The organism is Fischerella muscicola PCC 7414 (assembly GCF_000317205.1).
In the GTDB taxonomy this organism is placed as follows: Bacteria; Cyanobacteriota; Cyanobacteriia; order Cyanobacteriales; family Nostocaceae; genus Fischerella; species Fischerella muscicola.
Map to the genome: position 1 here is coordinate 1 of NZ_AJLK01000182.1, position 23,227 is coordinate 23,227.

Genomic DNA, 23,227 nt, shown 5'->3' on the forward strand with positions numbered 1-23,227 from the left:
TCTGCCTTCTTCAATAGGATAGCGATCGCTTCACGTAGCACCACAGCAGATATTGATTTCAAAATTCAGCTAAGATGAAAAAGTTATCTTCTGCCGATCAGGTAAGCCGTTCGGTGAGATTTCCTTGTACCAATACGGCTAAGCCCGAAGGAAGAAAATATGTCATGGATGGAGTTAAGCCTCAACACAACAGAGGAGGCGGTCGATTGGGTCTGCACCCTACTTGCCTCAACCAACTATACCAATGATATTCGGATTGCAAAATACACTGAACCCAACTCATACACACTAGTAGCCCAAGATATTACACAACCCTGCTGGGCGTTTACAGTCTGCTTCTATCTACCCTGTGATGTTCATACAAATGTACGCAGATCAGAAATTATTGATTTGCTCTCACCCTTGGAACGAGTGGGACTTGCCACTCCTATTCATACAGATGTATTTGAGGAAAAACCAGCACATCCAGAAGTACTTAGTCCTGTTATTCGTCGTATCGGCGAACGATTTGTTGTGCTGTCTTCTAACGCCTCTTATCATTCTGAAGCGATAGACGAAGTTACCTTGAGACTTAAAACCACCCTCGCTTTTGGTACTGGTTTACATCCAGCAACTATGCTTAGCCTGAAACTACTTGAGCGCCATATTCTTCCCACAATGAATGTCCTCGACCTTGGCTCAGGTTCAGGTATTTTGAGTGTGGCGATGGCAAAGCTTGGGGCGCAAGTATTGGCGCTGGACAATGACTCGATCGCTGTGCAATCAACTCATGACGCTGTAAATCGTAATGGAGTCGAGCAACAGGTAACTGTTATGGAAGGGAGTTTGGGACACGGGAGCGACTTGGGACATTGGCTAAATGGGGATACGATCAAGAATGTGCCAACCATTGAGCCAACAGCAGCTTTTGACCTGATTGTCGCCAATATCTTAGCACGAGTACATATTGCCCTTGCTCCTGACTTCCGGCGGGCGCTGCGTCAGACTGATACCCAGGCAGGAACATTGATTTTATCGGGTTTTAGCAGCGATTATGAGGATGCAGTCACAACATCCTTAAACAAGGAAGGATTTGAGGTTATCGATTGTGAAAGATTAGATGAATGGGTAGCAGTAGCTTACAGTTTGCAGTAGAAGCTCAAAGTCCTCCTTGTCCCTCAGAATTCCACGCCAAAATCAACCCCCAATGCCTCTTCTATTTTGCGGAGGTTCTCAATAGAGAGCGCTCCTTTGAGAGTTTCCTTTTCAATGTCGTACCAGTAAGTGCGCGACACACCAACCTCATCACATATCTGTTCCAGAGACTTCTTGCAATCTAGTCGAGCTTGTTTGATGCGATCGCCCAATCCCTCAATATCAATTTCTTTGACTTGTCTTATTCGCATGATCGCACTTATTACACAACCACTGAAAAATTTATATATCTAATATACACCATAAATTTTTAGATTGCAAACTAAAAATTCATGGTGAATGAAAAAATATCTTGAACCATTCAAACCCCACTCAAGTACCAATTACCCTTACGGGTTCGCGCTTATGCTCATGGGGGACTCACCGGCCCCCACTCCCTGTCGCTCGTGGGGATTGGGGGCTAGGGGCCCCCTTTGGGGTTGGGGGAGGGAACCTCCTGCGTAAGAGTCGCTGGCTCACCAATTACCCATTACCAATTACCAATGCTATATTTCTTTTTTCTTACGGTTGGAATACCATACCAAAAACATAAATAACCCCATCCCAACCAGATATTTTAATGGTAATGGTACGCGGGGATTAGGAGAGAAAAAGCCCTCAATTGTACCAGCAATAATTAACATTGGCACTATCCCAAATACTAGCTGCACTGCCAGAGAACCGTAGAATTTTAATGCCTCAGCACGGCGATACTTACCAGGAAATAAAAGCGCTTTGCCAATTAAAAATCCTGCACCACCAGCAAAAAAATAGCAGGTAATTCTATAGAACCGTGGGGAAATACAAATGCCCAAAAAGGATAGGCAAGATTGTTTTGTCCTACTAGAGTGCCAACAGCACCAATTAATAAACCATTAAATAACATTAAAAATGCTGTATAAGCCCCAGCGGTGATCCCACCAGCAACAGCACCAAATGACACCGATAAATTGTTAATCATAATATTGCTAGATGCCAAAGGTTCAATCCCAACAATTGATCCCATCCATAACTCATGCTCATCCCGCACCTTAATAATCATGCTTTCAGGCACTATTAAGGACATAAAGCTTGGATCTTGCCAGGCATACCACCAAGCAACCAGCGCCCCCAACAAAAATAAGCCAGTGGCAAAGGCAATATACGGAAATGTCTGCTGTATGATAGATGGCAAACCCCAACTATAAAATTGCAGTACTGCTTGCCACTCTTGGCGACGAGAACCTTGGTAAATTTGCGTGTAGGCACGCGTTGTTAATAATTGTAAATTTTGTATCAACATATTACCGACTTGCTGGGTGCGGGCGCGGGCTAAATCTGCTGATACAGAACGATATAAACTTGCTAGTTCCCTGATTTCTGAAGCCGGCAGTGATTTTAGTCCTTTTTTTTCTACCTGTTTTAATAAAGCTTCCAGACGCAGCCAATTTGCTTCTCGCCTAGCAATCCAACGTTGAATATTCATAAATTTTAGGAACACTAGCTTGTACTTAGCTTAAGATAGCCTCAATTCAACACAGTAGATTAAAGATAGGAGCAGTGTATGTCTTATAATTTGGGTTCTCCTAGTCCCATAGAACCACTAAGTCTCGGTAATGTCATTACTGCGGGAATACGGATATATCGATCGCACCTAAAAGATTATTTTTTGTTAGCTCTCAAAGCTTATGTGTGGTTGCTTGTTCCGATTTATGGCTGGGCAAAATTTTATGCCCTCTCTGCATTGATCTCTCGTTTGACTTTTGCTGAATTAGTCAACCAACCCGAAAGTATTTCCTCAGGGCAACGTTTCGTCAATTCTAGAATATGGCAATTTTTAATCAACATGCTACTCATGTTACTTTTGGGTATGGGAATTTTGATTGGTGTTGTAATTATATTTGCTATTTTTGGTGTTTTATCAGCAGTATTGGTTGGGGGATTAAATCAACAAGCTAATATTGGTGTGTATCTGATTTTGGGTTTGCTTGCTTTTGTAATTGGTATTTTGGCGCTTATAGCAGTTTTGTGGATAACTACACGGTTTTATTTAGTGGAGGTTCCTCTGGCAATTGAAGATAATGTTGATGGGACTTCAACAATTTCTCGAAGTTGGGAACTAACTAAGGGTTACGTGTGGCGAATTATTTTAATTTCTTTTGTTGCTTTTTTGATTACGTTACCGATTCAAATTGTCGTTCAGATTGTTAGTACTATTGTGCAATTAATTTTTACACCTTTACTGGAACAAAACTCTGGTTTTGGACTTCTGTTTGCTGTGATTATCTTGGCTTTAAGTTTTGCTAGCGGTGCGGTAGTTTTACCATTTTGGCAAGCGATAAAAGCAGTAATATACTACGACCTGAGGAGTCGTAGAGAAGGTTTAGGCTTAAAGTTGCGCGATTACGAAATCTAAAACTAAGTAGTCGGCAAAAATAAAGTTAACTCGTAAGGGTCGTCATTTGTCATTGGTAATGGTTTTAGAATTGGTGTACGCCGTTCATGATAGCTACTTAATTAGCTTTAAATACAATGCATATTTTTAATCGTGTTAAATACCAAACACCAGAAAGTGTAGAACTAGAATTTGTTCTAGCAGGGATTGGTAGTCGTGCTTGGGCTTTAGTAATTGACTATCATGTCTTGGCTTTAATTTTAGTTGTTTTCCTAGTTGCTTGGTTAGCAATTGCTTTTCAGATCATCGATTGGTTAAGCAATATTGTTGGCCCTGAAAATATAGGTCTTTGGTTTTTGGCGATCGCTATTTTAGTTAATTATTTTATTTACACAGGGTATTTTGTTTTTTTTGAAACTCTTTGGCATGGTCAAACCCCTGGCAAACGTATTGCTAAAATTCGCGTGATTAAGGACAATGGTCAACCAATAGGATTGCAGCAAGCAGCTCTACGTGCTTTGTTGCGGCCTATTGACGATACCTTATTTTTAGGAGCTTTTTTTATTCTTTTCGGTCGCCGTGAAAAACGTTTAGGTGACTGGGTAGCTGGTACAGTTGTGATTCAAGCACAAACAAGAACTGTATCTACATTGACGATTTCGGAACAAGCTAAACCCATCTCAGAGCAATTGTTGCAAACAGCCGATATCTCAGCAATGTTACCCGATGATTTTGCTGTGATTCGTGAATATTTGCTTAGACGTGGTGGCATGGCGGCAAAAGCTAGAAGTTCAGTTGCTCTACAATTAGCTAGACAAGTAAAAGCGATTATTAACTTAGAAAAAGTGCCAGAAAATGTTAGTCCTGATCTATTTTTAGAAGCAATTTATCTGAGTTACCAGCAAAGTTCAAATTTTGGTCAATAGTCAATAGTCCATAGTCAATTGATTACTACTAACAATCAACCAGTAATCGCTAAATACTAAACAATAACTACTAGCTACTAATCGACCATCAACAATTGACCATTGACCATTGACAATTGACTAACTAAAATTTAAAACTGGCCAATCTGGTTGGCGATAATAATAGGTCATATCGTCAAATTTCCGCAATTCCACACGGTGGATCAGAAACTCTGGTGTATTTAGTAACCATTGTTGGTTCAACTGTGAAAAGAGAGTAGCCAGGCGATCGCGATCTAAATTTGGTGAAATTTCCCCAAAATAGCCTAAGGTGACATGGGCGGTAAAATGATATTGTTGTTCGATACCTAAAGTCATGATGTTAGGATTTTGGTAAATTGCCCGGCGAAAGTTAACTATTTCTTCGTAAGAGTTTTGATCTTGGGGTACTAAACAAACACCCACAGCTCTCGTCATCACCATTAGTCCTAGCATTTGCCAACGAATAGGATGAGTAATACGTCGTGTCAAGGATTGTTGATATTGCTGAAAAATTTCAGCAAAGCAAGAACGTAACTGTTGTTCGTATTCAGGATTTTTTTCACAAGCATCGCGAAAAGCACTATCCCAAATTAAATCTGCCAAAGTTAAATGGAAGCTAGCAGGCGGTACGGGTACAATCAGATCACTACCCACAGGTAAGTGCAAAAGTTCCTGTTGATAACTCTGCAACTGAGTGTAGAAATTAAAGTTTTGTGTCTCTTCTTGCTGGGGTGGGGTAATAACCGTATAACCCGGAAAAGACACAGCCTGTCTTTCCCTATTTTGTGTAGGCTGAAATTTGGAAGATTCCAGGATATGCTGGACTTGGGTTCCATAGGCTTCTGGCAGCGTCATCCGCGCCACCCGGTTGAGGTAGGTTTGATAATTGTCGTCCACTTTTCATATCCTCGCACTCTGTCCTTGATTTTAATTTGTTAGTGGGTAGTAGTTAGTAGTTTGTTGGTGGTTGGTTGTTGGTTGTTGGTGGTTGGTGGTTGGTGGTGAGTCAGCGCGCCCCAAGGGGGGTCCCTCCCCCAACCCCAAAGGGGGCCCCTAGCCCCCAATCCCCAACGCCAGGTGCTTTATGCCGGGAAACCCGTCCACCGCACTGGCTCCTCCCTGTCGGTCGTGGGGGCCGGTGAGTCCCCCATGAGCGACTGACGAACCCGAAGGGTTGGTTGTTAGTGGTTAGTAGTTAGTAGTTGTTTGTTGGTTATTTCCAATGCCCACTCCTCACACTCCCCACCTCCCCACCTCCCCACTGCCCCCGAGTTCCCCACCTCCCCATCCCCCATCCCCCACTCTCACCAGGAGGTTTCGCTATGCCAATTTATGTTTACTGGGGTGAGGACGATTTTGCTATCGAAAAAGCAGTTGCGATTTTACGCGATCGCGTCCTTGATCCTGCGTGGGCAAGTTTTAACTACACAACCCTTTCCCCAGATCAGGCTGATGCTGCGATCGCTGGGTTAAATCAAGTGATGACACCACCTTTTGGTGCTGGTAGTCGCTTGGTATGGCTTGTCAATACTACTATTTGTCAACATTGCCCAGACAATGTGTTATCAGAACTAGCGCGAACTTTACCAGTAATTCCCGAAGATGCATTTTTATTGCTGACTAGCCGTAATAAGCCTGATGAGCGGCTCAAATCTACTAAACTTTTAAAGCAATTCGCTGCTGAGTTCCGGGAATTTTCGTTAATTCCACCTTGGAAAACAGAACTATTAGTGCAATCTGTACAGACTACTGCTCAAGCTGTAGGTGTAAAATTAACTCCTAAAGCTATAGAAATTTTGGCGGAGGCTGTAGGCAACGATACACGACTACTGTACAATGAGTTAGAGAAAATACAGCTTTATGCTGGTGACAGTAACAAACCACAAGATATAGATGTTGTTACTCAGCTAGTTAGAAATACTAATCAGAATAGCTTGCAATTAGCAGCAGCGATGAAGGCGGGAGATACAGCCAAGGCTTTAGCTATATTGGCGAATCTCATTAATGCTTGTGAACCCTCTTTGCGGATCGTTGCTACACTGATTGGTCAATTTCGTACTTGGTTATGGGTAAAGTTGATGGTGGAAAGTGGTGAACGCAATCCCCAAGCGATCGCCCAAGCTGCTGAGGTAAGCAACCCCAAGCGTATCTACTTTTTACAACAAGAAGTCAAATCGCTTTCTGTACAGCAACTGATTGACTGTTTACCCCTACTACTAGAGTTAGAAGTTAATCTCAAACAAGGAGCAGCAGAAATGTTAATTCTCCAAACAAAAATTATAGAAATTTGTCAAGTATGTCAAAGAAGCTGACAAAAAATATGAATCTTACCTAAACTCAGTATTTTCTTGGAACTTCTTTCTCCTAAAATTATTCATTCTAATTAACAAAATTCTATATTGTAGTTGTTTTGAACACAGCAAATGAACAGATTGTATCAACCATTCTGCCGTTCTAGCGCGACTAGAATGCTTTCTAAAATAATGTTTTTTCGCTCTCTGACTATAGCTAGCTTTATCTCTAGTGTTTTGGTCTTTAGCTCAACAGCTAATGCTAATGCCCAAAGTCCTCAACTCAACAATACAGATATAGTCAACTACTCTCGAGTTTTATTACGGATTGAACCAGAGCGACAGCAAGCATTTGACAAAATAAAGAAAATTATTGGGGATAGAGAAATTCCTAAGATTGTTTGTAACGAGCCTAATAGCTTTAAATCTCTACCATCAGAAGCTAGAGATGTGGCAGTAAACTACTGCAATCGCTCTCAGCAAATTGTTGAATCTAATGGTCTTAGCATTGATCAATTTAATAATATTACTCTTCAATTACAAAATAATGAAGACTTAAAAAGACAAATTTATAATACTTTAATCCGTCTGCAAAAAGTACCTAATAATCAATAGGAGAGATTTACTGACATGCTCCCGCTACTATATCCTACACCCCGCCTGTAGGAAATTGACTTTCTAAGAACATTTGACGTTTGGCATGAATATTCTTCATATGTTTTTTCACAGTATTGATACTTATGTAAAGATGATCTGCAATTTCTTTGTAACTATAACTAGCTCTATACAGACTCCAAATATCAGCTTCTCTTTGTTGTGTGAGGTTGTACTGTGTAACTTCTGCGTTAACTAGGTTTCTAATTGATTCATATCGATTTTCAATTGTGACTAAAAAGCAATGATATTTGAATTTTGCTAAATTCAGCAATTTCACCCGAACTCGAAATAATTTTAACTTATCAAGGGAAATTTCATCAGATAGGATGAGTAATTTATCAGGAAAGAGATTGTGGCTTACAAGCAACAGCTCACAAATTTGCCAAATAGCTTGTGGTAATTTGTGCTGATGATAATTATCTTGACTAATTTGATGAAAAATATGATGTGCCGATGCATTAGCATAAATAAGTTCACCTGTTTCGCTAATAATTAGTAAACCATCTTGTAAGCTTTCTATAACTTCTTTTAAGAAATCAGCTTGTTGCCAGTTCTGATATTTCAGATTATCTTTGAGATTGAGTGATATGTTTGTGAGAGTAATCATAGTAACTTGATTATTATGTTTCGAGTTTTTATATTTGAATTTATTTGAATCAAGACGCAAAACTAGCTTATAGTCGAGCCGAAGCACAACTATAAACAAGATATGTATTCCACAGATAGAAGTTTATTTAAATTGACATAGTTTAAATACAAATGTTTGATTGACTATTTCGGATATAGTTTTTAAAAAATTTACTATTTGTACCAAAAAAGATAACAACAGTAGTAAATATGCTGTTGAAATTTTATTTTTGGTTTTAGATTTAATTTAACTAAATATTTACTCTAGCAAGACCGTAAAAATAGCTACAATATGTCAAGAAACTGATAATTGCTAGCTAGTAATAATTAACACCTTAATAGCTAGAGTTAACCCCAACCCCTCTGGTGAACCCTCGCAGAGGGGTGTCCTCTCTTGACTGGGTGAGGTGACTTTCAAGTCAGCCAATCACGGGACAATCCCACGAACCTTGCTACGAAAATTTCAATCTTCCTACACCCCCACACCCTTATACCCCACACCCATTTTCAAGCTAGCGAATCGCAAACTTAAGCTAAAAGTCCTTGAAAATTATTTCTTAATGAGATTCTAGGGTGATGCAATATAACAGTAGACAAAATTATCTTGTAGCTAGGTAACATACCAATCTATTCATGCAAATTAAAATAAAATTCTTTTTTACAATTTTTTAGAGAATCGTTAACTATAACATAAACTCGGTATGTTCTCACCAGTTAGTGCGTTACCATCCTAAATAATGTAAATGACATTACAAAAGCTTATGGAGCCAGATACTTTACCAACCGAGGTAATTCTGACACATCCGCGTCAGTCCCTCGGTAGTGTGAAACTTGATTGGACACCGCAACCAGGAAATTATCTTGAACTAGAAGGAAAAACCTATGCTGTTTTAGAACGCCGTCACCGTTATCAGCTAAAGTCGGGGCGCTACCGTTTACATAAAATAGCTTTGTATGTACAATCTGCCAAGCGTCCAGAAGAAAAAAGCTGGTTAGACGGACGTTGGATCATCGGTAATCCTAGCTGCCGCTACAATGCTCGTTCAGAAATTATTCGCTGTGCAGTTAATCCAGAAGGCCCATGCGAATCTTGTCGTTACTATGAAAGGATGAAGTATGAAGGATGAAGGATTAATATTTATCTTTCTGCCTTTTGCCTTCTACCTTCTACCTTCTGCGTTTATCCATTAATATTTTCAAATACTTCTCCTACTGTTAAACGCATCCCATTAACAAAATCCCATCCTGACTGGGGACGTTTCCCAGCTAGCTGGACTTCTCGTAAAATTAACAAACCATCTCCAGTCTGTGCGATCGCTCCTATTCCCTTGGCAATACTTACTACTTCCCCAAGGCTACCTGATACTGTTGACAAATTAGATTCTTTTTGAAAATATTCCTGAATTTCCGATGGTAGTTCCTGCAAGTAAGTAGAGTCAAGGGGAGCGGTTGCAGTAATTTTGATTGGCTGGTTGCGAAAGCTGGTAATACAGTTGGGGTAAAAACCTCTGATTTGATTATGTAGTTGTATGGCGCTTTTTGACCAATCCAATTGGTAATCTTCCTTTTTTATCAAGGGTGCATAGGTAGCTTCAGAATTATCCTGAGGAATTGGCTTAATTTCCCTACGTTCTAAACCTATCAAAGTTGCTACTAATAAATCCGCGCCTATTGTGGCTAATTTTTCTGCCAAATCTTGGGCATTATCTAATAAGTTTATTGGTGTAGTTGCTTTTAATAGCATTGCGCCAGTATCCATACCCGCATCCATCAACATAGTCGTAATGCCTGTTTCTTTTTCCCCGTTATACAAACACCACTGAATTGGAGCCGCACCCCGGTACTTAGGTAAAATCGAGCCATGTACATTTACACAACCTAATTTGGGCATATCCAAAATTTCTTGAGAGAGAATTTGCCCATAGGCAATTACCACAAATACATCTGCACCTACCTCCCGAAGCTGAGAGAGAGTTTCAGTATCTTTTTTGATCCGTTGGGGTTGCCATACAGGCAGATTATGAGTTATCGCAACAGTTTTTACAGGCGAAGGTGTTAATTGGTTTCCTCTTCCTCGGCGCTTATCTGGCTGGGTAACAACTGCCAGTACTTCAAAATCTGGGTGATACAGCAATTTTTCTAGAGTCGGAACTGCAAATTGGGGAGTACCAAAAAATACAACTTTCATAGTTTGTCAATAGTCAATGGTCAATGGTCAATAGTCAATGGTCAATAGTCAATAGTCATTTCATTATTTACTCTCCCCACACCCCTCACACCCCCACTCCTCTTTTGAAAGAAGATTTGGTAGAGTTTTTCTAGTAGAGTTATAATGAATTGGTTGAGTCATCAAATCAGCCAGTATCAACTGTATCTATTACAACCAAGTTCAAGTCTTTGGCTTTGTCTAGCGACAAGCCAGCTAGCGTCTACTATAATCAATATAATTTTTATAAATGTTTCCAAGAAGCTAGCTGCTTTTGCTCAGCTTCCATGCTAGGGTTGCGTTGCCAAAATAACTGCAAGCATTAAAACTTATCTTCTTGCAGTTGCTCTCATATAGGTTACTTTTAGCTAGACTTTAATTGTTATCGCTTGAGTTTGTTGGATTAAATGATACTTTTGCTCAGTTCCTTTAGCAAAGCTCCACTATTTACCTTTATCGGTAGATTTTAGTGTAGTAGTAACAAAACAGACAGGCTAGCTCTACCAAATTAAACTACGTATCTTTAAGCATCTCCAGTAGTTAATATCACATAGTAACTTAATAACCATAGAATGATGCTTAGGTGCTAATTTTGCTGACTTTTAGCATTGACAAGAATCATTGGCAGTTAGTGACAAGCGTCACCTGATCATCGATTCTGTGTTGTGCTAGTATATTTCGCTAGCTAAGATTGGCTAGTAATTTTTTGTAAAAACTCATACACAAGACTTTGTAAAATTATGGCAAATTTTAGTGATTTATTTCGTGAATACAGTTAGTTTCCTGTTATACATATAATCAAACTCTGCTTCTTAACAATACTGGCATCACTTCTCACACAGCACCCGCCCTCTAGAGAGTCAACCAATGCTTAAACATCTTTTGCTGTCAGGATGGTTTCGCGTGCAACCATTCTTCAAGTATGTTGTCGTCGTGATGCTGATTGCGCCCTTGGTGGATGCATCTAGTCACTCTTCCTCAGCGCAATCACAAACAGCTAAAAGTACTTCAATAATGACGGAATTAGCCTCTGTTTCAGCAGGAATAGATGCTAATCACACGTTTAATCAAACTCAAGTATCAAAAATAACTAAAGTTGACTCTTTGGCAGACAAACACCATTCTCGGCAAATGTCTGTAAATACTGCTGAACCGCAAATATTGATAGTAGATAAAGTAGAGTCTTGGGTAATAGAAAATGATTCTCTGTCGGTGATCGAAATACCCGATAATGACTCATTGGCGGCGGTGGAACTGGCACCAGCTAAGGTGCAAACAGATTTTGTGTCTGGAGGGCTGTCTACTAGTCAACTAAGTTTGGTAGAAAAATTAAAGGCTGCAAAACTACAGTCTTTAGCTGGGGATAAAATTTATTTATCGATGGATAAGTCTGCTAACCCATCACCTCAAGCAGCTACAAACGTAGCTCCTCAGTATAAAGAATTACCTGTTGTTGAACAGTCTGAGCAGGCACAACAGGAACAGCAAGATCCGATCGCCAGTCCTCATCCAATTCCTTGGAATTGGATCATGACTACCCATGAAACTGTTAGTTCTAAAGAAGGTTCTGGAGTACGCCATTATCGCAGCCTACCGGTAGTTTCCCCAGATGGCAGGTATGCTGTTTACAGCCGTGTACAGCTAGAAGTAAGACCAGAACTTTACAACAGCCGTGTCAGCAGCGTTTTGTTTGTAGAAGACAGGCAAAGCGGGAAATTGCGCGTATTGTCTTCCACTTCTCGCAATATGGATACTTTAATCAATGCTAAAGTATCCCAAGATGCCAACGGCGAAGGAACTATTGGGGTATTGGTTCCCGTCAGTTGGTCAGAAAAGGGCGATCGCTTCTTAGCACGCAAATTTGAAGCCGTATTTAACACATCTGATGCCACAGATAGGGCAGTAATTTGGGATCGCCAAAGCGATCGCACTAACACCATTTCTCCTGCTTATGATGAACAAGAGCATGAAAAGATTGCCATACTCTTAGGCTGGAGTAAAACCCAACCTAATAACGTTTTATTCCGTACAGGTGAAATGGGCGAAGAAGAATGGCCTGTGTTAGCAGTTTCTAGTGACGGTAGCACTGTCATAGCAACAGATGCAGATAAAGCAGTAACTTTTGGTGAAACAGTTAAACAAGTCTGGCCCGGCCCGCAAGTAGCTTATCGGTAAAGTGAACAGTTATCAGTTACTGATAACTGATAACTGATTAATCGAACTCACGTTGAAATGCGATTTGAGCTAAAACTGTATTTACATAGCCTGCTAACGCAGGCTTTTTTTGTAATTGGGCATTTGGAAGACACTTGGCGATCGCTCCAAAAATTACGAATCATGAACTATGCTTTTTTCATTATTCACCATTCATAATTTTAACGTGAGTTCGACGGATAGAAAAGCCCAAAAAGCTTGCTAGATAAGAATTTACTTAACTGAGCAGACAAAGTGCGATCGCTACGATTGATTGAGAATCGGGAAAAAAGTCACAAAAAAACGCCGAGACTAAATTTAATTATTAATGATTGTGGAGAATTACTCGCATTTTCACTAACCCCAGCCAACGTAGATGACCGAAAACCAGTCCCAGATATGACTAAGGACTTAATTGGCAAACTGTTTGGTGACAGAGGATACATCTCTCAAAAATTGTTTGAAGAGTTATATGAGCGAGGGTTACAGTTAGTCACAAAATCTAAGAAGAAAATGAAAAACCGTTTGGTAAAACTGATTGACAAGATTTTATTACGCAAACGTGCTGTAATTGAATCGGTCAATGACCATCTGAAAAATATATGTCAAATAGAACACTCCCGCCATCGTAGTCCATTTAACTTTTTGGTTAACTTGATAGCTGGTTTAGCTGCTTATACCTATTTGCCTAAAAAACCTTCGATTGACATTTACCCAAAAGATTTGCCTGCTCTACCTCCTGCTATTTTTTAATTCCGTCGAACTCACGTTAATTTTAATCATGTCTAAAGAATTTACCATCGGTAGTAAAGTCCGCGTCATTGCCTTACCCCCCTACGTCAAAACCGCTGATCCCATGCCTATGCTGCGTCCGCCTGATGTGATCCGTATTGGCGAAGAAGGCGTAGTACTTGATCGCCGTCCTGCTGGATACTGGGGCGTCCGTTTTGCTAAGGGGGCTTTTCTGATGGAAAGCCAATATATCGAAAGTGTGGAAACTACCCAAGCTGAGAATAGCAACGAGTAATTGTAAACTTGTGTTAAGTTGTGATTCTGGTCAGCACAATGACTTCTCGCCGCCATTTTCTAACCATATTATTTGCTAGTTGTTTTGCACTCATCAGTTGGTTAAATTTTGCCCCAGCAGCTAACGCCTTGGGTGGCAAACTTCCCGCTATTAACCAACCTGCACCAGAGTTTACTTTGCCAACCAACTCGGGCGAAGGTAAACTTTCCCTCTCCGATTATCGTGGTCAGTGGGTAGTTCTTTACTTCTATCCTAAAGACTTCACCCCTGGTTGTACCATAGAGGCCCGTCGGTTTCAGCAAGACTTACCTAAATACCTCGAAAAAAACGCACAAGTAATTGGTGTTAGTGCTGACGATGTAAATTCTCACGCTGAATTTTGTGATTCACAAGGACTAAAATTTCCTCTGTTGGCAGATACAACAGGCGCAGTCAGCAAAGCTTACGGTTCTTGGATGAGCTTTGTTTCTGTACGACATACATTTATCATCGATCCCCAAGGTATTGTGCGAGAGACTTTTGTCAAAGTTAATCCAGCTATTCATAGCCAAGAAGTATTAGCCCGGCTAGAGGAATTACAACAAGCTACCTCGTAGCTTATTTCAGCCTCTTTAGTGAGTTCGATAAACCTCTCCCTCCTAACCTTCCTCACCTTGTAGGCTACGGTGTACACATAAATAATTTGATTCCCCCAACCTCGTTTTATAGGATGTGTTATGCCGTAGGCTAACGCATCATGGGGGGATTTTTGGTGCGTTAGGACTAATGTTCATAACGCAAGTTCCAATAAATAACTGGAAATTCCCCAGGACAGGTCTAACCCAAATGTTACTTGCATTAGTACCAAAACAACAGATCCAGTTCCCTCCCCAAATTCGGGGAGGGTTAGGGTGGGGTAAAACATAGCTACCAATCCTAACGCGACCATATCCTGAAGAATTAGCTTTAGACTTATAAGTAAGAATCATTGGTAATTAGTTATTCATGATTAGTTACTAATTGTTACAAATGACTATGATTCTGGACTAATAACTATGGATTTTAAAAGCGAAGTAAACATTAAAGATAATACACAAAACTTAAAAATTTCTCAGCCTACTGTCACGAGTAAACCATTGGAATTCCTCAGAGATACTGAGGCTTTGTTACGGCGTCCAACTGTGGCAACATTAGTACCATTACTGCCAACAAAGGTAGGGAAGAATTTACAAATCGCCTCTTCTGTAGCAGAAGAATCACTGCAAGAGTTAGCAGAAATCGACTTAGAAACAATCAGCGATTGGGAATTAAGACCTCTGAGGATTCGGATCGGATTAAGTTTTGTTGGATTTGGAGCGCTGATGACAGTTTTATTGCTACTTTACTTAAATACTCTCTACTCACAATTAAGTCCAATTGAGCAGATAGGGAGATATTGGCATCAATATGTTTGGTTTGTTTGCTTAGGTGTAACTGGAATGTTTATTCTAGGTCGAGAAGCAATGCGTCCTATTAACAAACCTCAAAAATCGGGTGAAAAATAAATTTGTGTGATCCGAACTCAACTAAGTAGATCGCGTAATGATGATTACTTAAAATTTGCTTGTAAAACCAGGTTCAAGAATTTTTCTCGAACCATCCTAAACTATGCACTTTAGTACATTATCCTGCTGAACACAAGTAGCTGAGGGGGTGACAAGGGGGATGTAACTTAGGCTTGGCTTGCCTTTCACTTTAATCACTGCTGAAAAGATGAGAATTAATTGAGCGCGATCGCGCTTTGTGAAAATAGGAGTTTTGAGTGCTGATGAATAAGAAAAATCTTGCTGTTGCTTTTTATCTTTGAGGGCGTCCGTCACCTGAAAGGCTTGCCCTGCCACAAGTTGACTGCGGTTGTCACCCCCTCAGCACAAGTAGTTTACACGCCTCGCTATTGCTGATATTATTTTTCCAAAGTAAAAAAACTGAAACTGAGAAATCTATAAAGTTATGTAAAAAAAATGGACAGCGGCTCTTGCAAGCTAAGGCAATGTTAGAGCAGGAAGATTGATTTGAGAAACATAACTTCAACATATTGCCTAAGGATAGGTGGCGAATATGGAACCAGGGAGACTTGCACAATTTCTAAATTTTCTGCAAGAAGATTTAGCAATTCCTACCGTTGATCTACAGTTAGCATTACGACATCCTGAACAGACACCAAATTTGTTACCAATAATTTTGTGGCAATACGGACTGGTAACATTGAACCAGCTGGATCGGATTTTTGACTGGTTGCAGGGGAATGTTTGAGGTGAAGCCACAATGAAAGCACAGAAACGTCTTGGTATTTTGACCAGTGGCGGCGAATGTCCAGACCAATAAAATTGCAGATATTTTAGAAACAACGATCGCGTCATGGTTGTGGAGATAATGGGGCGTACATCTGGACACTTGGCCTTACGAGAGTGATTACCAATTACCGACACGGGCAGTTAATATATTATCTGGGACACACAGACGTGTGGCTTTATGAGAGGCGCTGCTATCAATCTCCCGAATTCAATTCGAGAAAGCGTCAATTTGGATTGAGCTTGTCAGTCCACTCTTATGTTGAATAATTCAAAGCACGACTAGGACTACATGACAACCACCAATTCCACCACTCCCCAGCCTTTACCTCCCGGTAGTTTTGGTTTACCTTTGATTGGGGAAACAATACCATTTTTAAACGATCCAAATTTTACCGAAAAGCGACACAAAAAGTATGGTTCTCTGTTCAGAACTCATATATTTGGACGTTGTGCTTCCCAAAGTCAATTGGGTGAGTGGTATAAAATCTGGGTGGATGGTTTATTCACCCTACCAATAAATTTACCGTGGACTAACTTTGGTAAAGCATTACGTTGTCGAAAATTATTGCTAGCCGAAATTGAAAAGATTGTCCGTCAACGTCAAGAAACCGGAAACTCATATCAGGATGTTTTAGAACTACTTTTACAAGCAGAGGATGAAGAAGGTAAACGCTTAAGCCTCAATGAACTTAAAGACCAATTGTTGACTTTGTTATTTGCTGGTCACGAAACCCTGACCTCAGCCTTGGCATCACTGTGTCTATTATTAGTACAAAATCCAGAGGTTTTAGCAACTGCCCGCAGTGAACAACAGCAACTTGGTGTAGACACACCTCTAAATGCGGAAAATCTCAAACAAATGACTTACTTAGAGCAAGTTTTAAAAGAAGTGATGCGGCTGGTTCCGCCTGTTGGTGGTGGCTTTCGAGAAGTAATCCAGCCCTGTGAATTCAATGGTTTCCACATTCCTCAAGGTTGGTCTGTACTATATCAGGTAGGTAAAACCCACAAAGACGAAAGTGTCTATAATCACCCAGAAGCATTTGATCCAGAACGTTTTAGTCCACAAAGAGCAGAAGATAAACCCAAACCTTTTAGTTATATACCCTTTGGTGGCGGAGTACGGGAATGTCTGGGTAAAGAATTTGCCAAACTAGAAATGAAAATCTTTGCAGCCCTTTTACTACGTCACTATCACTGGGAACTACTACCAGAACAAAACTTAGAGATGATTATGGTTCCAACCCCACATCCTCAGGATGGTTTGAAAGTAAGCTTTCACAAACTATCGAGTTAGGCTCGTGCTATCTAGGATAGGAAATACCATTAATTTGGCGTTCACCTGTATATAACCCAGGAAATTGAGAAGGTGATGAGGGATTATTTTGTGGTACTTGAGTAGACTGCTGCAAACTAGAAGCATCGCTGGAGTTGCTGGAATTAACAACGCTTTGACTTGGTGTTTGGGTATAGTATGGCGTCACATTAGAGGGTTGGGTAGGGGTAATAGATGTTACCGCAGATGTGGGTGATTGGACGTTAGTTGTCGACAGATTAGGATACTGGTTGGGAATGTTAGCAGCAGGGGGAGCAAAATTTTGATTTGGGTAGTTTGTACTATGATTGACGGGAGCGATCGCATTTCCATTTTGTCCCGTCGTCGATGATAAATTTTGATTCGGTAAGAATAATGAATTCGTCTGAGTTGAAGTTGTACGAGTCCCCAACGACGAACTTTGATTTGTTGATTGATTGAGAGCAGTTTGTAAGGGACTAACTACAGTAGTATTTTGGTTATAGTTGACAGGATTCGTGAATCCCATCCCCACATTTGTAGAGGTTTGTACTGTAGCTGTTTGAATAGACGACGCCGTTAAACCGTTTACCCCTAAGAATTGGCCGTTATTTTGATCATTTTTGAATTGCAATAAATTTTCTGTTTGTACCACAAATGGATTTTCTAACTTCGGCGTAGATGCAGGATTCACTAGCTTCAAGCCAGAGTTGGAATTAGCATCAGTGGCTATTGTCTTTTGTTTGCTTAAGCTCTCTAAAATAGAATTGCTATTGTCTACCTTGGTCTTTTGCTTCACATTAGTTGCTGTAGAAGGTAGAGTTCCATGAGTAAAGTCATAAAATAGGACTGGTAAGTTATCAATATCGGCGGCAATAGCTTTATCTTCTGCTGAAAGAGAAGAATTTTCAGTCTTTTTGGCTTCAAATTGCTTATTTTGCCTAAAATTAAAAAAATCTGGGTGTTTCCAGTATTCTCTAACCGCCAACCCCATCACAGCTAAAAAGATTGCTGTTCCCCAAAAACTAGGTCGAGCCAAATTCCATAACCTGGCTTTGAGATAGCGTAAATAGGCGGGAGGATAGCGGCGACCTGACATAAATATATCTAATGGAATGAAGAGAGAATGAGTAAGAGTTTTATCCTAGCCTCTCAATAGTTATTTAGTCATTATTGATATATGGCTCTTAGTATAAAATTTACATTTGTCTGCATCAGGTTGTTTTTTTCCCTTTCCCCTTCCTTCTGTCAGTTTCGATATCATCTAAAATTTGAATCTGCTCTAACTTAGTGCTTGTGGCTGGACAATCAACAGGAGCAGTAGCATGAAAGCAGAAGATATCATGACCAAAGAGGTTGTTAGCATCCGCAGTTCAGCAACAGTCGCCGAAGCAGTAGGTGTGATGAAAGAAAAACGATTGCGGGCTTTGGTCGTGGAGCGCAATCATGAGAACGATGCTTATGGAATTGTTACGGAGACGGATATTGTCTATAAGGTAACAGCTTATGGCAAAGATCCCAAACAAGTACGGATCTACGAAATCATGAGTAAGCCCTGCATTATTGTCAATCCTGAATTGTCTGTAGAATACGTCGCCCGGTTATTTGCCAATACAGGTATCCGCAGAGCGCCCGTAATTCAAGGTAAGCTGTTGGGCATAATTTCTGTCACCGATATCTTAACTAAAAGTAATTTTGTTGAAAGTCCCCAATCGGTTTTGCTAGAAGACAAAATTCAACAAGCGATCGCAGATGCTCGTGCGATTTGCTCTTTATACGGTACATTATGTTCAGAGTGTGCCGCAGCTTGGGTGACAGTAGAAGAAATCCAAGCAGAAGCAGCCCATCAAAAAGCTGGACATATGGCATTTACCAAAACATCCTTTGAGCAATACTGTGCAGCCAACCCAGACGCACCAGAATGCCGGATTTATTATGAAGATTGAATAGGAAATTGTTGGTTGTTGATTGTTGGTTGTTGGTGGTTAGTAGTCAGTGGTTAATGGCTACTCTTCCCCACACCTCTCACACTCCCCACACTCCTCATACTCCACCCTTCACCGAAGCCCTACTCTACCTTGAAGCCTATGAGCGCGTCTACGGGTTCGCGCTTACGCTCATGGGGGCCGGTGAGTTCCCCATCACCCCATCACCCCATCACCCCAATCCTACCGCCGTGCTGTCCGTACCAGTAAAAATAAACCTAGTGCCAACCCCAAAAAATTGGGTAGCCAAGCTGCTACAAAAGGAGAAAGAAAACCTGTGTCTCCTAATGTACGGGCAACCTGTAATGTTGTGTAATAAGTAAAAATAACTGCTAAACTTATCCCAAAACTGGCTGCTCGACCTGTACGTTGGGGTATTGTTCCCACAGTAGCACCAACTAATCCACAGACGACGCAAGCAAAAGGAAAGGCAATTTTTTGTTGAATACGGACTCTCAGTTGACGAACTTTTTGCTCATTACCACTAATGCTTTCTATTTCCAGTTGTTCTAGCGACTGGGCAATATTCATCTCTTCAAAGTCACGGCTTCTATTTGCCACATCTAATGGTGTGCGGGGAAGTTGTAATTGTTGATGTTTAAACCGGGCGATGTTGCGATAAGAACGGTCAGGCGCAACTAGATAGATAGTACCGTTATAAAAATCCCAAACGCTTTGTGAGCCATTCCATTCTCCTGACTCTGCTACAACAATTTGATTGAGACCTTCTTGAGAACGGTCTATCAGTGTCAGACCCTTCATACGCTTGCCATCAAATTTGTCAGCATAAAACAAGCGTGTCAGTATTCTTTCTTTACTACCATCCGGCTGTTTAACATTTTGGTATTCGGGATAAAAGATATTCTCTTGCTTAAATGTCGGTTTGTCGGATTTGAGAGCTCTATCTAGAGTCACAGAGGCTTCATAATTGGCTGCTGGTGCAATTTGCTCACTGACAACAAATGTTATCCCTGCCACTAGAAAACTCATAACCACAGCAGCGAGTACCATACGATACACGCTCACGCCACAACTACGCAGAGCGATAAGTTCACTTTCAGCAGAGAGACGACTGTAGGTCATCAAAGTTGCTAATAGTGTTGACATTGGAAAGACATAAACAATTACCCGTGGTAGCTTTAACAAAAAAACCTTTAAAGCTATTTCTAGTGGTAATCCCGCTTGGACAACTTTTCGCAGTAATTCATATAAGCTATCTGCCGTGAACACCAGGGAAGCAAAAATCCCGAAACTAAATAAAAACGGTGGGATTAATTCGCTTGCAAGGTAGCGATCCATTATGGAAATGGACAGCAGTGAATTAAGGTTGTGGAAAGATTTAGATTTAGCCATGAGTCATTAGTCACTAGTCATTGGTCAAAAGTCATTTGTCATTTGTCATTGGGTATTTGGTTAACCACTAACTACTAACCAATGTACAGACGTGCCATGGCACGTCTCTACAACAAGTAACCAACAAATGACTAAACCTGAAAATTATCACCTAAGTAATATTGCCGCACCAAGGGATTATTGTAGAGTTCGTCGGCATTACCAGAAGCAAGAATTTGACCTTCGCGCATGATGTAGGCACGATCTGTAATGGCAAGGGTTTCGCGGACGTTGTGATCTGTAATCAAGATCCCCATGTCGCGCTCCCGCAATTGTCCAATGAGATACTGAATTTCTGAAACTGCTATTGGGTCAACTCCTGCAAAAGGTTCATCTAAAAGTAAAAACTTTGGCCCCTCTCTACCGGCTGCTAATGCTCTTGCTAATTCCGTCCGGCGTCGCTCACCTCCAGAAAGTTGAATTCCTTTGCTATTGACTACTTTTTCTAAACGAAACTCCTGTAATAATGTTTCTAGTCGCCGTTGCCATTGCCAACGAGGTACGTTTGTTTGCTCTAGCACCAACAGTATATTATCTCGTACTGATAATTGACGAAATACACTGGCTTCTTGTGCTAAGTAACCAATACCCAGCCGTGCCCTTTTGTGCATAGGCAGTGCAGTGATGTCCTGATGATCCAACCATACAGTTCCCCGATCTGGTTTTTCTAAACCTGTGGCAATGTAGAATGTTGTAGTTTTGCCAGCACCATTTGGGCCAAGTAACCCAACTACTTCACCCTGGGCAACAGAAACGTTGACGCGATTGACAATCACTCGCTTGCCGTAAGATTTGCGAATATTTTCTAGGACAATTTTCACGTTCTGTGTGCTTTGTTGGTTGTTGATTGTTGGTTGGTGGTTGTTGGTGTTGGTCGTTGTTAAGAACTAACTAGATAACTTAACTGTATAAGCGCAGCATTTTACGCCTTTACCATCTACGTTAGTTCTTAATTTAATTAGAACGCTGAAGGGGAGGTGTGTTTGGGGCGGGTGTGGTTGCTTGGTTTATTTGGCTGTCGTTGACAATGTAGATAGATTCTACTTGACGGCCACTTTTGGGTGTAGCGACAAATCGTCCTTCATCAATAAGATATGTCACTGTCTCACCCCGAATACTATTGCCTCCCTGTTGCAAAATATAAACATTACCACTGAGAACTATGCGGCGTTCTTTGCTGAAATACTGGGCTTGGGCTGCTGTTGCTTGAATTCCTCGGGCTTCATATACCATTTGCACGTTACCGCGAGCAGTTGCCACTTGTGTTTTGGCGTCGTATTCTTGCACATCAGAGTGAATAGTCAGAGGGCGATTTCCAGCTGATGTCTGGGCGGTAGCAGTTTGTAGTTGACTGGGAAATGCGATCGCACCAAAAAGTGCAGCTGGTAGCATGAAGGCTAATCCAAAGCGGCGCATTGGCAATAAAAATAATTGATACCAAGAGATCATAGCAATTTAAGAATTAAGATTTCAGCTTGTATTCTTATTATCTCAACTACTAGAGTATGGCAGGATAACTACTAGCTGAAATAATTGACGTTTGCCATAAACTCAAGGTTTCACCACTTTAACCCTCTGTCTTGTACATGGGTGTAAGGGTATAGGGGTGTAGGGGTGTAGGAGGAGTCAAATTTTCATGCCCTCGTTGTGGTTATTATTGCTTTTGGGGGTCTAGCTTCTAGTAGAGCGTCAAAGTTGATTAGATGGGTATGTAAAATTTTCAATTATTTCTCCCTTATCTCCCTTGTCCTCCTTGTCCTAATTTGAACTCATCAGTTCCAAGTTGACGAACTACTACTCTTGAGTCTCTATTACTATCTTGGGTAAAGGCAATCCTTCAGCCTCCCCCAATTTCATCGTGGCTAGTTTTTCTGGTTCTGTTTGTTGTAATGTTGTCAATAAGGCAGCGCTTTGTTCCAATAATTCATCTACGTCAATACCACCATAAACTGATGGATAACGTCGTAGGCGGTTGCTACCTTCTCCTAACAAAATTGCTGCGCCTCGCCAATTGTGATTACCCAAATGATACAGCGCTACTGCTATTTGTAAAATTCCCTGATAAAAAGTTTTTTCTGGCTCTGTTGCTTCCATCCATAGAGCCTCTAGGGTATCATGACAAGCGTAGAATTCTCCGGTATTGAACTGTTCTACACCTTGCCAGAATTGCTGGGGTTGGTCATCAGTCATCAGTTATCGACCATTTTTAATAACAATAATTTTTACTTTTATTTATCAATAAATACATGTCTTTATAAATCTACCAGTGAGCAGTAGATAAATATCTGGTAACTGTTCACTGGTAACTGTTCACTGATTCGGTTAACCCATGCTGTCCCGCACTTGTTTGATTTTTTCCAAAGAAATTTCTTGTTTGTCGCCAGCAAACTCATTATCTGGAGTGAGGAAAAGCATACAGTGGCACTCTTTACGTTCCCGCATTGGTACACAAGGACAGTTCCAAAAAGCAGCGTTGACCTCTGCTTCTTTATCTTCGTAGTGGCGACAGGGACATAAAGGCGCTCCTAGTTCATCTTTGTGCTTAGCAAGTCCCTCTATTACCACCGCGGTTACAGAAGGTTCAGAACAGAAGTAAGTTCCAGTGCGCTTGGCGTATTGTTCGGAAAAATGCCGCATTGCTTCTAAGTTTTTATCGCTGGATTTTGTGTTTACTTCTGGTGAGATCATAGGAACGGCTACTCATAATTTACACATTTCTTTGCATTGTACCGCAGCCTTGGTAAGCTAT

Annotated in this window: 25 protein-coding genes and 1 pseudogene; 14 read left to right on the forward strand and 12 right to left on the reverse strand. The window is 40.8% G+C overall.

Annotated elements, in window-relative coordinates; translation table 11 throughout:
• Window positions 1-159: 159 nt before the first annotated feature.
• Complete coding sequence (locus UYI_RS0128530) at window positions 160-1,134, forward strand: 50S ribosomal protein L11 methyltransferase (protein WP_026086234.1); 975 nt, start codon at window positions 160-162, stop codon at window positions 1,132-1,134.
• A 23-nt stretch (window positions 1,135-1,157) separates the two neighbouring features.
• On the opposite strand, the gene UYI_RS0128535 is transcribed toward UYI_RS0128530, so the two are convergent.
• Together UYI_RS0128535 and UYI_RS33655 are read right to left on the reverse strand one after the other, a co-directional pair.
• Window positions 1,158-1,385 (reverse strand): helix-turn-helix domain-containing protein, encoded by a 228-nt coding sequence (locus UYI_RS0128535; protein ID WP_016870105.1) that lies wholly within the window; start codon window positions 1,383-1,385, stop codon window positions 1,158-1,160.
• 294 nt (window positions 1,386-1,679) lie between these two features.
• Window positions 1,680-2,638, reverse strand: a pseudogene (locus tag UYI_RS33655) (stage II sporulation protein M).
• A gap of 78 nt (window positions 2,639-2,716) precedes the next feature.
• On the opposite strand from UYI_RS33655, the gene UYI_RS0128545 reads away from it, so the two are divergent.
• Window positions 2,717-3,568: a glycerophosphoryl diester phosphodiesterase membrane domain-containing protein gene (locus UYI_RS0128545; RefSeq protein WP_016870106.1), complete on the forward strand. Its 852-nt coding sequence runs from the start codon at window positions 2,717-2,719 to the stop codon at window positions 3,566-3,568.
• A 116-nt stretch (window positions 3,569-3,684) separates the two neighbouring features.
• Window positions 3,685-4,473: an RDD family protein gene (locus UYI_RS0128550; protein ID WP_016870107.1), complete on the forward strand. Its 789-nt coding sequence runs from the start codon at window positions 3,685-3,687 to the stop codon at window positions 4,471-4,473.
• A 120-nt stretch (window positions 4,474-4,593) separates the two neighbouring features.
• Here UYI_RS0128550 and UYI_RS0128555 read toward each other — a convergent pair whose 3' ends face one another.
• On the reverse strand, window positions 4,594-5,391 hold the full coding sequence (locus UYI_RS0128555; RefSeq protein ID WP_016870108.1) for a DUF1868 domain-containing protein: 798 nt from the start codon (window positions 5,389-5,391) through the stop codon (window positions 4,594-4,596).
• Between the two features lie 425 nt (window positions 5,392-5,816).
• Here UYI_RS0128555 and holA point away from each other — a divergent pair, with 425 nt between their 5' ends.
• Window positions 5,817-6,806, forward strand: a complete 990-nt coding sequence (holA, locus tag UYI_RS0128565) for a DNA polymerase III subunit delta (RefSeq protein WP_016870110.1) — start codon at window positions 5,817-5,819, stop codon at window positions 6,804-6,806.
• Between the two features lie 111 nt (window positions 6,807-6,917).
• A complete protein-coding gene (locus UYI_RS0128570; RefSeq protein ID WP_026086235.1) occupies window positions 6,918-7,400 on the forward strand; it encodes a DUF4168 domain-containing protein in 483 nt (160 codons plus the stop codon).
• Between the two features lie 34 nt (window positions 7,401-7,434).
• Here the strand turns inward: UYI_RS0128570 and UYI_RS0128575 are convergent, their stop codons facing one another.
• Window positions 7,435-8,049: a helix-turn-helix transcriptional regulator gene (locus UYI_RS0128575; protein ID WP_016870112.1), complete on the reverse strand. Its 615-nt coding sequence runs from the start codon at window positions 8,047-8,049 to the stop codon at window positions 7,435-7,437.
• 781 nt (window positions 8,050-8,830) lie between these two features.
• Here UYI_RS0128575 and UYI_RS0128580 point away from each other — a divergent pair.
• The gene (locus UYI_RS0128580) at window positions 8,831-9,196 is read left to right on the forward strand and encodes a DUF6464 family protein (RefSeq protein ID WP_016870113.1); all 366 of its coding nucleotides are present in this window, start codon (window positions 8,831-8,833) and stop codon (window positions 9,194-9,196) included.
• Window positions 9,197-9,249: 53 nt separating this feature from the next.
• On the opposite strand, the gene fmt is transcribed toward UYI_RS0128580, so the two are convergent.
• Complete coding sequence (fmt, locus tag UYI_RS0128585) at window positions 9,250-10,257, reverse strand: methionyl-tRNA formyltransferase (protein ID WP_016870114.1); 1,008 nt, start codon at window positions 10,255-10,257, stop codon at window positions 9,250-9,252.
• Window positions 10,258-11,211: 954 nt separating this feature from the next.
• On the opposite strand from fmt, the gene UYI_RS0128590 reads away from it, so the two are divergent.
• The 5 genes from UYI_RS0128590 (at window position 11,212) to UYI_RS0128615 (ending at window position 15,018) form a co-directional block, all read left to right on the forward strand.
• Window positions 11,212-12,450 (forward strand): hypothetical protein, encoded by a 1,239-nt coding sequence (locus UYI_RS0128590; RefSeq protein ID WP_016870115.1) that lies wholly within the window; start codon window positions 11,212-11,214, stop codon window positions 12,448-12,450.
• A gap of 273 nt (window positions 12,451-12,723) precedes the next feature.
• Window positions 12,724-13,221 carry an IS982 family transposase gene (locus UYI_RS33660; protein ID WP_016870116.1) on the forward strand — a complete coding sequence of 166 codons (498 nt, stop codon included), beginning with the start codon at window positions 12,724-12,726 and terminating at the stop codon, window positions 13,219-13,221.
• 28 nt (window positions 13,222-13,249) lie between these two features.
• Window positions 13,250-13,495 (forward strand): regulatory protein SipA, encoded by a 246-nt coding sequence (gene sipA, locus UYI_RS0128600; protein WP_016870117.1) that lies wholly within the window; start codon window positions 13,250-13,252, stop codon window positions 13,493-13,495.
• A 38-nt stretch (window positions 13,496-13,533) separates the two neighbouring features.
• Window positions 13,534-14,091, forward strand: a complete 558-nt coding sequence (locus UYI_RS0128605) for a peroxiredoxin (RefSeq protein WP_016870118.1) — start codon at window positions 13,534-13,536, stop codon at window positions 14,089-14,091.
• 438 nt (window positions 14,092-14,529) lie between these two features.
• Window positions 14,530-15,018 carry a hypothetical protein gene (locus UYI_RS0128615; RefSeq protein ID WP_016870120.1) on the forward strand — a complete coding sequence of 163 codons (489 nt, stop codon included), beginning with the start codon at window positions 14,530-14,532 and terminating at the stop codon, window positions 15,016-15,018.
• Between the two features lie 96 nt (window positions 15,019-15,114).
• On the opposite strand, the gene UYI_RS0128620 is transcribed toward UYI_RS0128615, so the two are convergent.
• A complete protein-coding gene (locus tag UYI_RS0128620; protein WP_016870121.1) occupies window positions 15,115-15,354 on the reverse strand; it encodes a hypothetical protein in 240 nt (79 codons plus the stop codon).
• A 217-nt stretch (window positions 15,355-15,571) separates the two neighbouring features.
• Between UYI_RS0128620 and UYI_RS0128625 the strand changes: the two genes are divergently transcribed.
• On the forward strand, window positions 15,572-15,766 hold the full coding sequence (locus UYI_RS0128625) for a DUF2949 domain-containing protein (RefSeq protein ID WP_016870122.1): 195 nt from the start codon (window positions 15,572-15,574) through the stop codon (window positions 15,764-15,766).
• A 330-nt stretch (window positions 15,767-16,096) separates the two neighbouring features.
• On the forward strand, window positions 16,097-17,104 hold the full coding sequence (locus UYI_RS0128630; protein ID WP_016870123.1) for a cytochrome P450: 1,008 nt from the start codon (window positions 16,097-16,099) through the stop codon (window positions 17,102-17,104).
• Window positions 17,105-17,111: 7 nt separating this feature from the next.
• Here UYI_RS0128630 and UYI_RS0128635 read toward each other — a convergent pair whose 3' ends face one another.
• Window positions 17,112-18,200 (reverse strand): hypothetical protein, encoded by a 1,089-nt coding sequence (locus tag UYI_RS0128635; protein ID WP_016870124.1) that lies wholly within the window; start codon window positions 18,198-18,200, stop codon window positions 17,112-17,114.
• Between the two features lie 226 nt (window positions 18,201-18,426).
• On the opposite strand from UYI_RS0128635, the gene UYI_RS0128640 reads away from it, so the two are divergent.
• A complete protein-coding gene (locus UYI_RS0128640) occupies window positions 18,427-19,047 on the forward strand; it encodes a CBS domain-containing protein (protein ID WP_016870125.1) in 621 nt (206 codons plus the stop codon).
• 222 nt (window positions 19,048-19,269) lie between these two features.
• On the opposite strand, the gene UYI_RS0128645 is transcribed toward UYI_RS0128640, so the two are convergent.
• The 5 genes from UYI_RS0128645 to UYI_RS0128665 form a co-directional block, all read right to left on the reverse strand.
• Window positions 19,270-20,385, reverse strand: coding sequence for an LptF/LptG family permease (locus UYI_RS0128645; protein ID WP_016870126.1), 1,116 nt, complete (start codon window positions 20,383-20,385; stop codon window positions 19,270-19,272).
• Between the two features lie 185 nt (window positions 20,386-20,570).
• Entirely contained in the window at window positions 20,571-21,299 is a 729-nt protein-coding gene (gene lptB, locus UYI_RS0128650) for an LPS export ABC transporter ATP-binding protein (protein WP_016870127.1), read from the reverse strand.
• Between the two features lie 133 nt (window positions 21,300-21,432).
• Window positions 21,433-21,927: an LptA/OstA family protein gene (locus UYI_RS0128655; protein ID WP_016870128.1), complete on the reverse strand. Its 495-nt coding sequence runs from the start codon at window positions 21,925-21,927 to the stop codon at window positions 21,433-21,435.
• Window positions 21,928-22,272: 345 nt separating this feature from the next.
• A complete protein-coding gene (locus tag UYI_RS0128660) occupies window positions 22,273-22,668 on the reverse strand; it encodes a DUF309 domain-containing protein (RefSeq protein WP_016870129.1) in 396 nt (131 codons plus the stop codon).
• 132 nt (window positions 22,669-22,800) lie between these two features.
• Window positions 22,801-23,166 carry a ferredoxin thioredoxin reductase catalytic beta subunit gene (locus UYI_RS0128665; protein ID WP_016870130.1) on the reverse strand — a complete coding sequence of 122 codons (366 nt, stop codon included), beginning with the start codon at window positions 23,164-23,166 and terminating at the stop codon, window positions 22,801-22,803.
• Window positions 23,167-23,227 lie beyond the last annotated feature (61 nt).

Excerpts from the sequence above, each read along its gene's own strand:
- UYI_RS0128575 (WP_016870112.1), bottom strand. The coding sequence starts at position 8,049 with ATGATTACTCTCACAAACATATCACTCAATCTCAAAGATAATCTGAAA.
- UYI_RS0128570 (WP_026086235.1), top strand. The coding sequence starts at position 6,918 with ATGAACAGATTGTATCAACCATTCTGCCGTTCTAGCGCGACTAGAATG.
- fmt (WP_016870114.1), bottom strand. The coding sequence starts at position 10,257 with ATGAAAGTTGTATTTTTTGGTACTCCCCAATTTGCAGTTCCGACTCTA.
- holA (WP_016870110.1), top strand. The coding sequence starts at position 5,817 with ATGCCAATTTATGTTTACTGGGGTGAGGACGATTTTGCTATCGAAAAA.
- UYI_RS0128550 (WP_016870107.1), top strand. The coding sequence starts at position 3,685 with ATGCATATTTTTAATCGTGTTAAATACCAAACACCAGAAAGTGTAGAA.
- UYI_RS0128665 (WP_016870130.1), bottom strand. The coding sequence starts at position 23,166 with ATGATCTCACCAGAAGTAAACACAAAATCCAGCGATAAAAACTTAGAA.
- UYI_RS0128580 (WP_016870113.1), top strand. The coding sequence starts at position 8,831 with ATGGAGCCAGATACTTTACCAACCGAGGTAATTCTGACACATCCGCGT.
- UYI_RS0128605 (WP_016870118.1), top strand. The coding sequence starts at position 13,534 with ATGACTTCTCGCCGCCATTTTCTAACCATATTATTTGCTAGTTGTTTT.
- UYI_RS0128630 (WP_016870123.1), top strand. The coding sequence starts at position 16,097 with ATGACAACCACCAATTCCACCACTCCCCAGCCTTTACCTCCCGGTAGT.
- UYI_RS0128530 (WP_026086234.1), top strand. The coding sequence starts at position 160 with ATGTCATGGATGGAGTTAAGCCTCAACACAACAGAGGAGGCGGTCGAT.
- UYI_RS0128655 (WP_016870128.1), bottom strand. The coding sequence starts at position 21,927 with ATGATCTCTTGGTATCAATTATTTTTATTGCCAATGCGCCGCTTTGGA.
- UYI_RS0128635 (WP_016870124.1), bottom strand. The coding sequence starts at position 18,200 with ATGTCAGGTCGCCGCTATCCTCCCGCCTATTTACGCTATCTCAAAGCC.
- UYI_RS0128660 (WP_016870129.1), bottom strand. The coding sequence starts at position 22,668 with ATGACTGATGACCAACCCCAGCAATTCTGGCAAGGTGTAGAACAGTTC.
- UYI_RS0128615 (WP_016870120.1), top strand. The coding sequence starts at position 14,530 with ATGGATTTTAAAAGCGAAGTAAACATTAAAGATAATACACAAAACTTA.
- UYI_RS0128625 (WP_016870122.1), top strand. The coding sequence starts at position 15,572 with ATGGAACCAGGGAGACTTGCACAATTTCTAAATTTTCTGCAAGAAGAT.
- UYI_RS0128645 (WP_016870126.1), bottom strand. The coding sequence starts at position 20,385 with ATGGATCGCTACCTTGCAAGCGAATTAATCCCACCGTTTTTATTTAGT.
- sipA (WP_016870117.1), top strand. The coding sequence starts at position 13,250 with ATGTCTAAAGAATTTACCATCGGTAGTAAAGTCCGCGTCATTGCCTTA.
- UYI_RS0128590 (WP_016870115.1), top strand. The coding sequence starts at position 11,212 with ATGCTGATTGCGCCCTTGGTGGATGCATCTAGTCACTCTTCCTCAGCG.
- UYI_RS0128640 (WP_016870125.1), top strand. The coding sequence starts at position 18,427 with ATGAAAGCAGAAGATATCATGACCAAAGAGGTTGTTAGCATCCGCAGT.
- UYI_RS0128535 (WP_016870105.1), bottom strand. The coding sequence starts at position 1,385 with ATGCGAATAAGACAAGTCAAAGAAATTGATATTGAGGGATTGGGCGAT.
- UYI_RS0128545 (WP_016870106.1), top strand. The coding sequence starts at position 2,717 with ATGTCTTATAATTTGGGTTCTCCTAGTCCCATAGAACCACTAAGTCTC.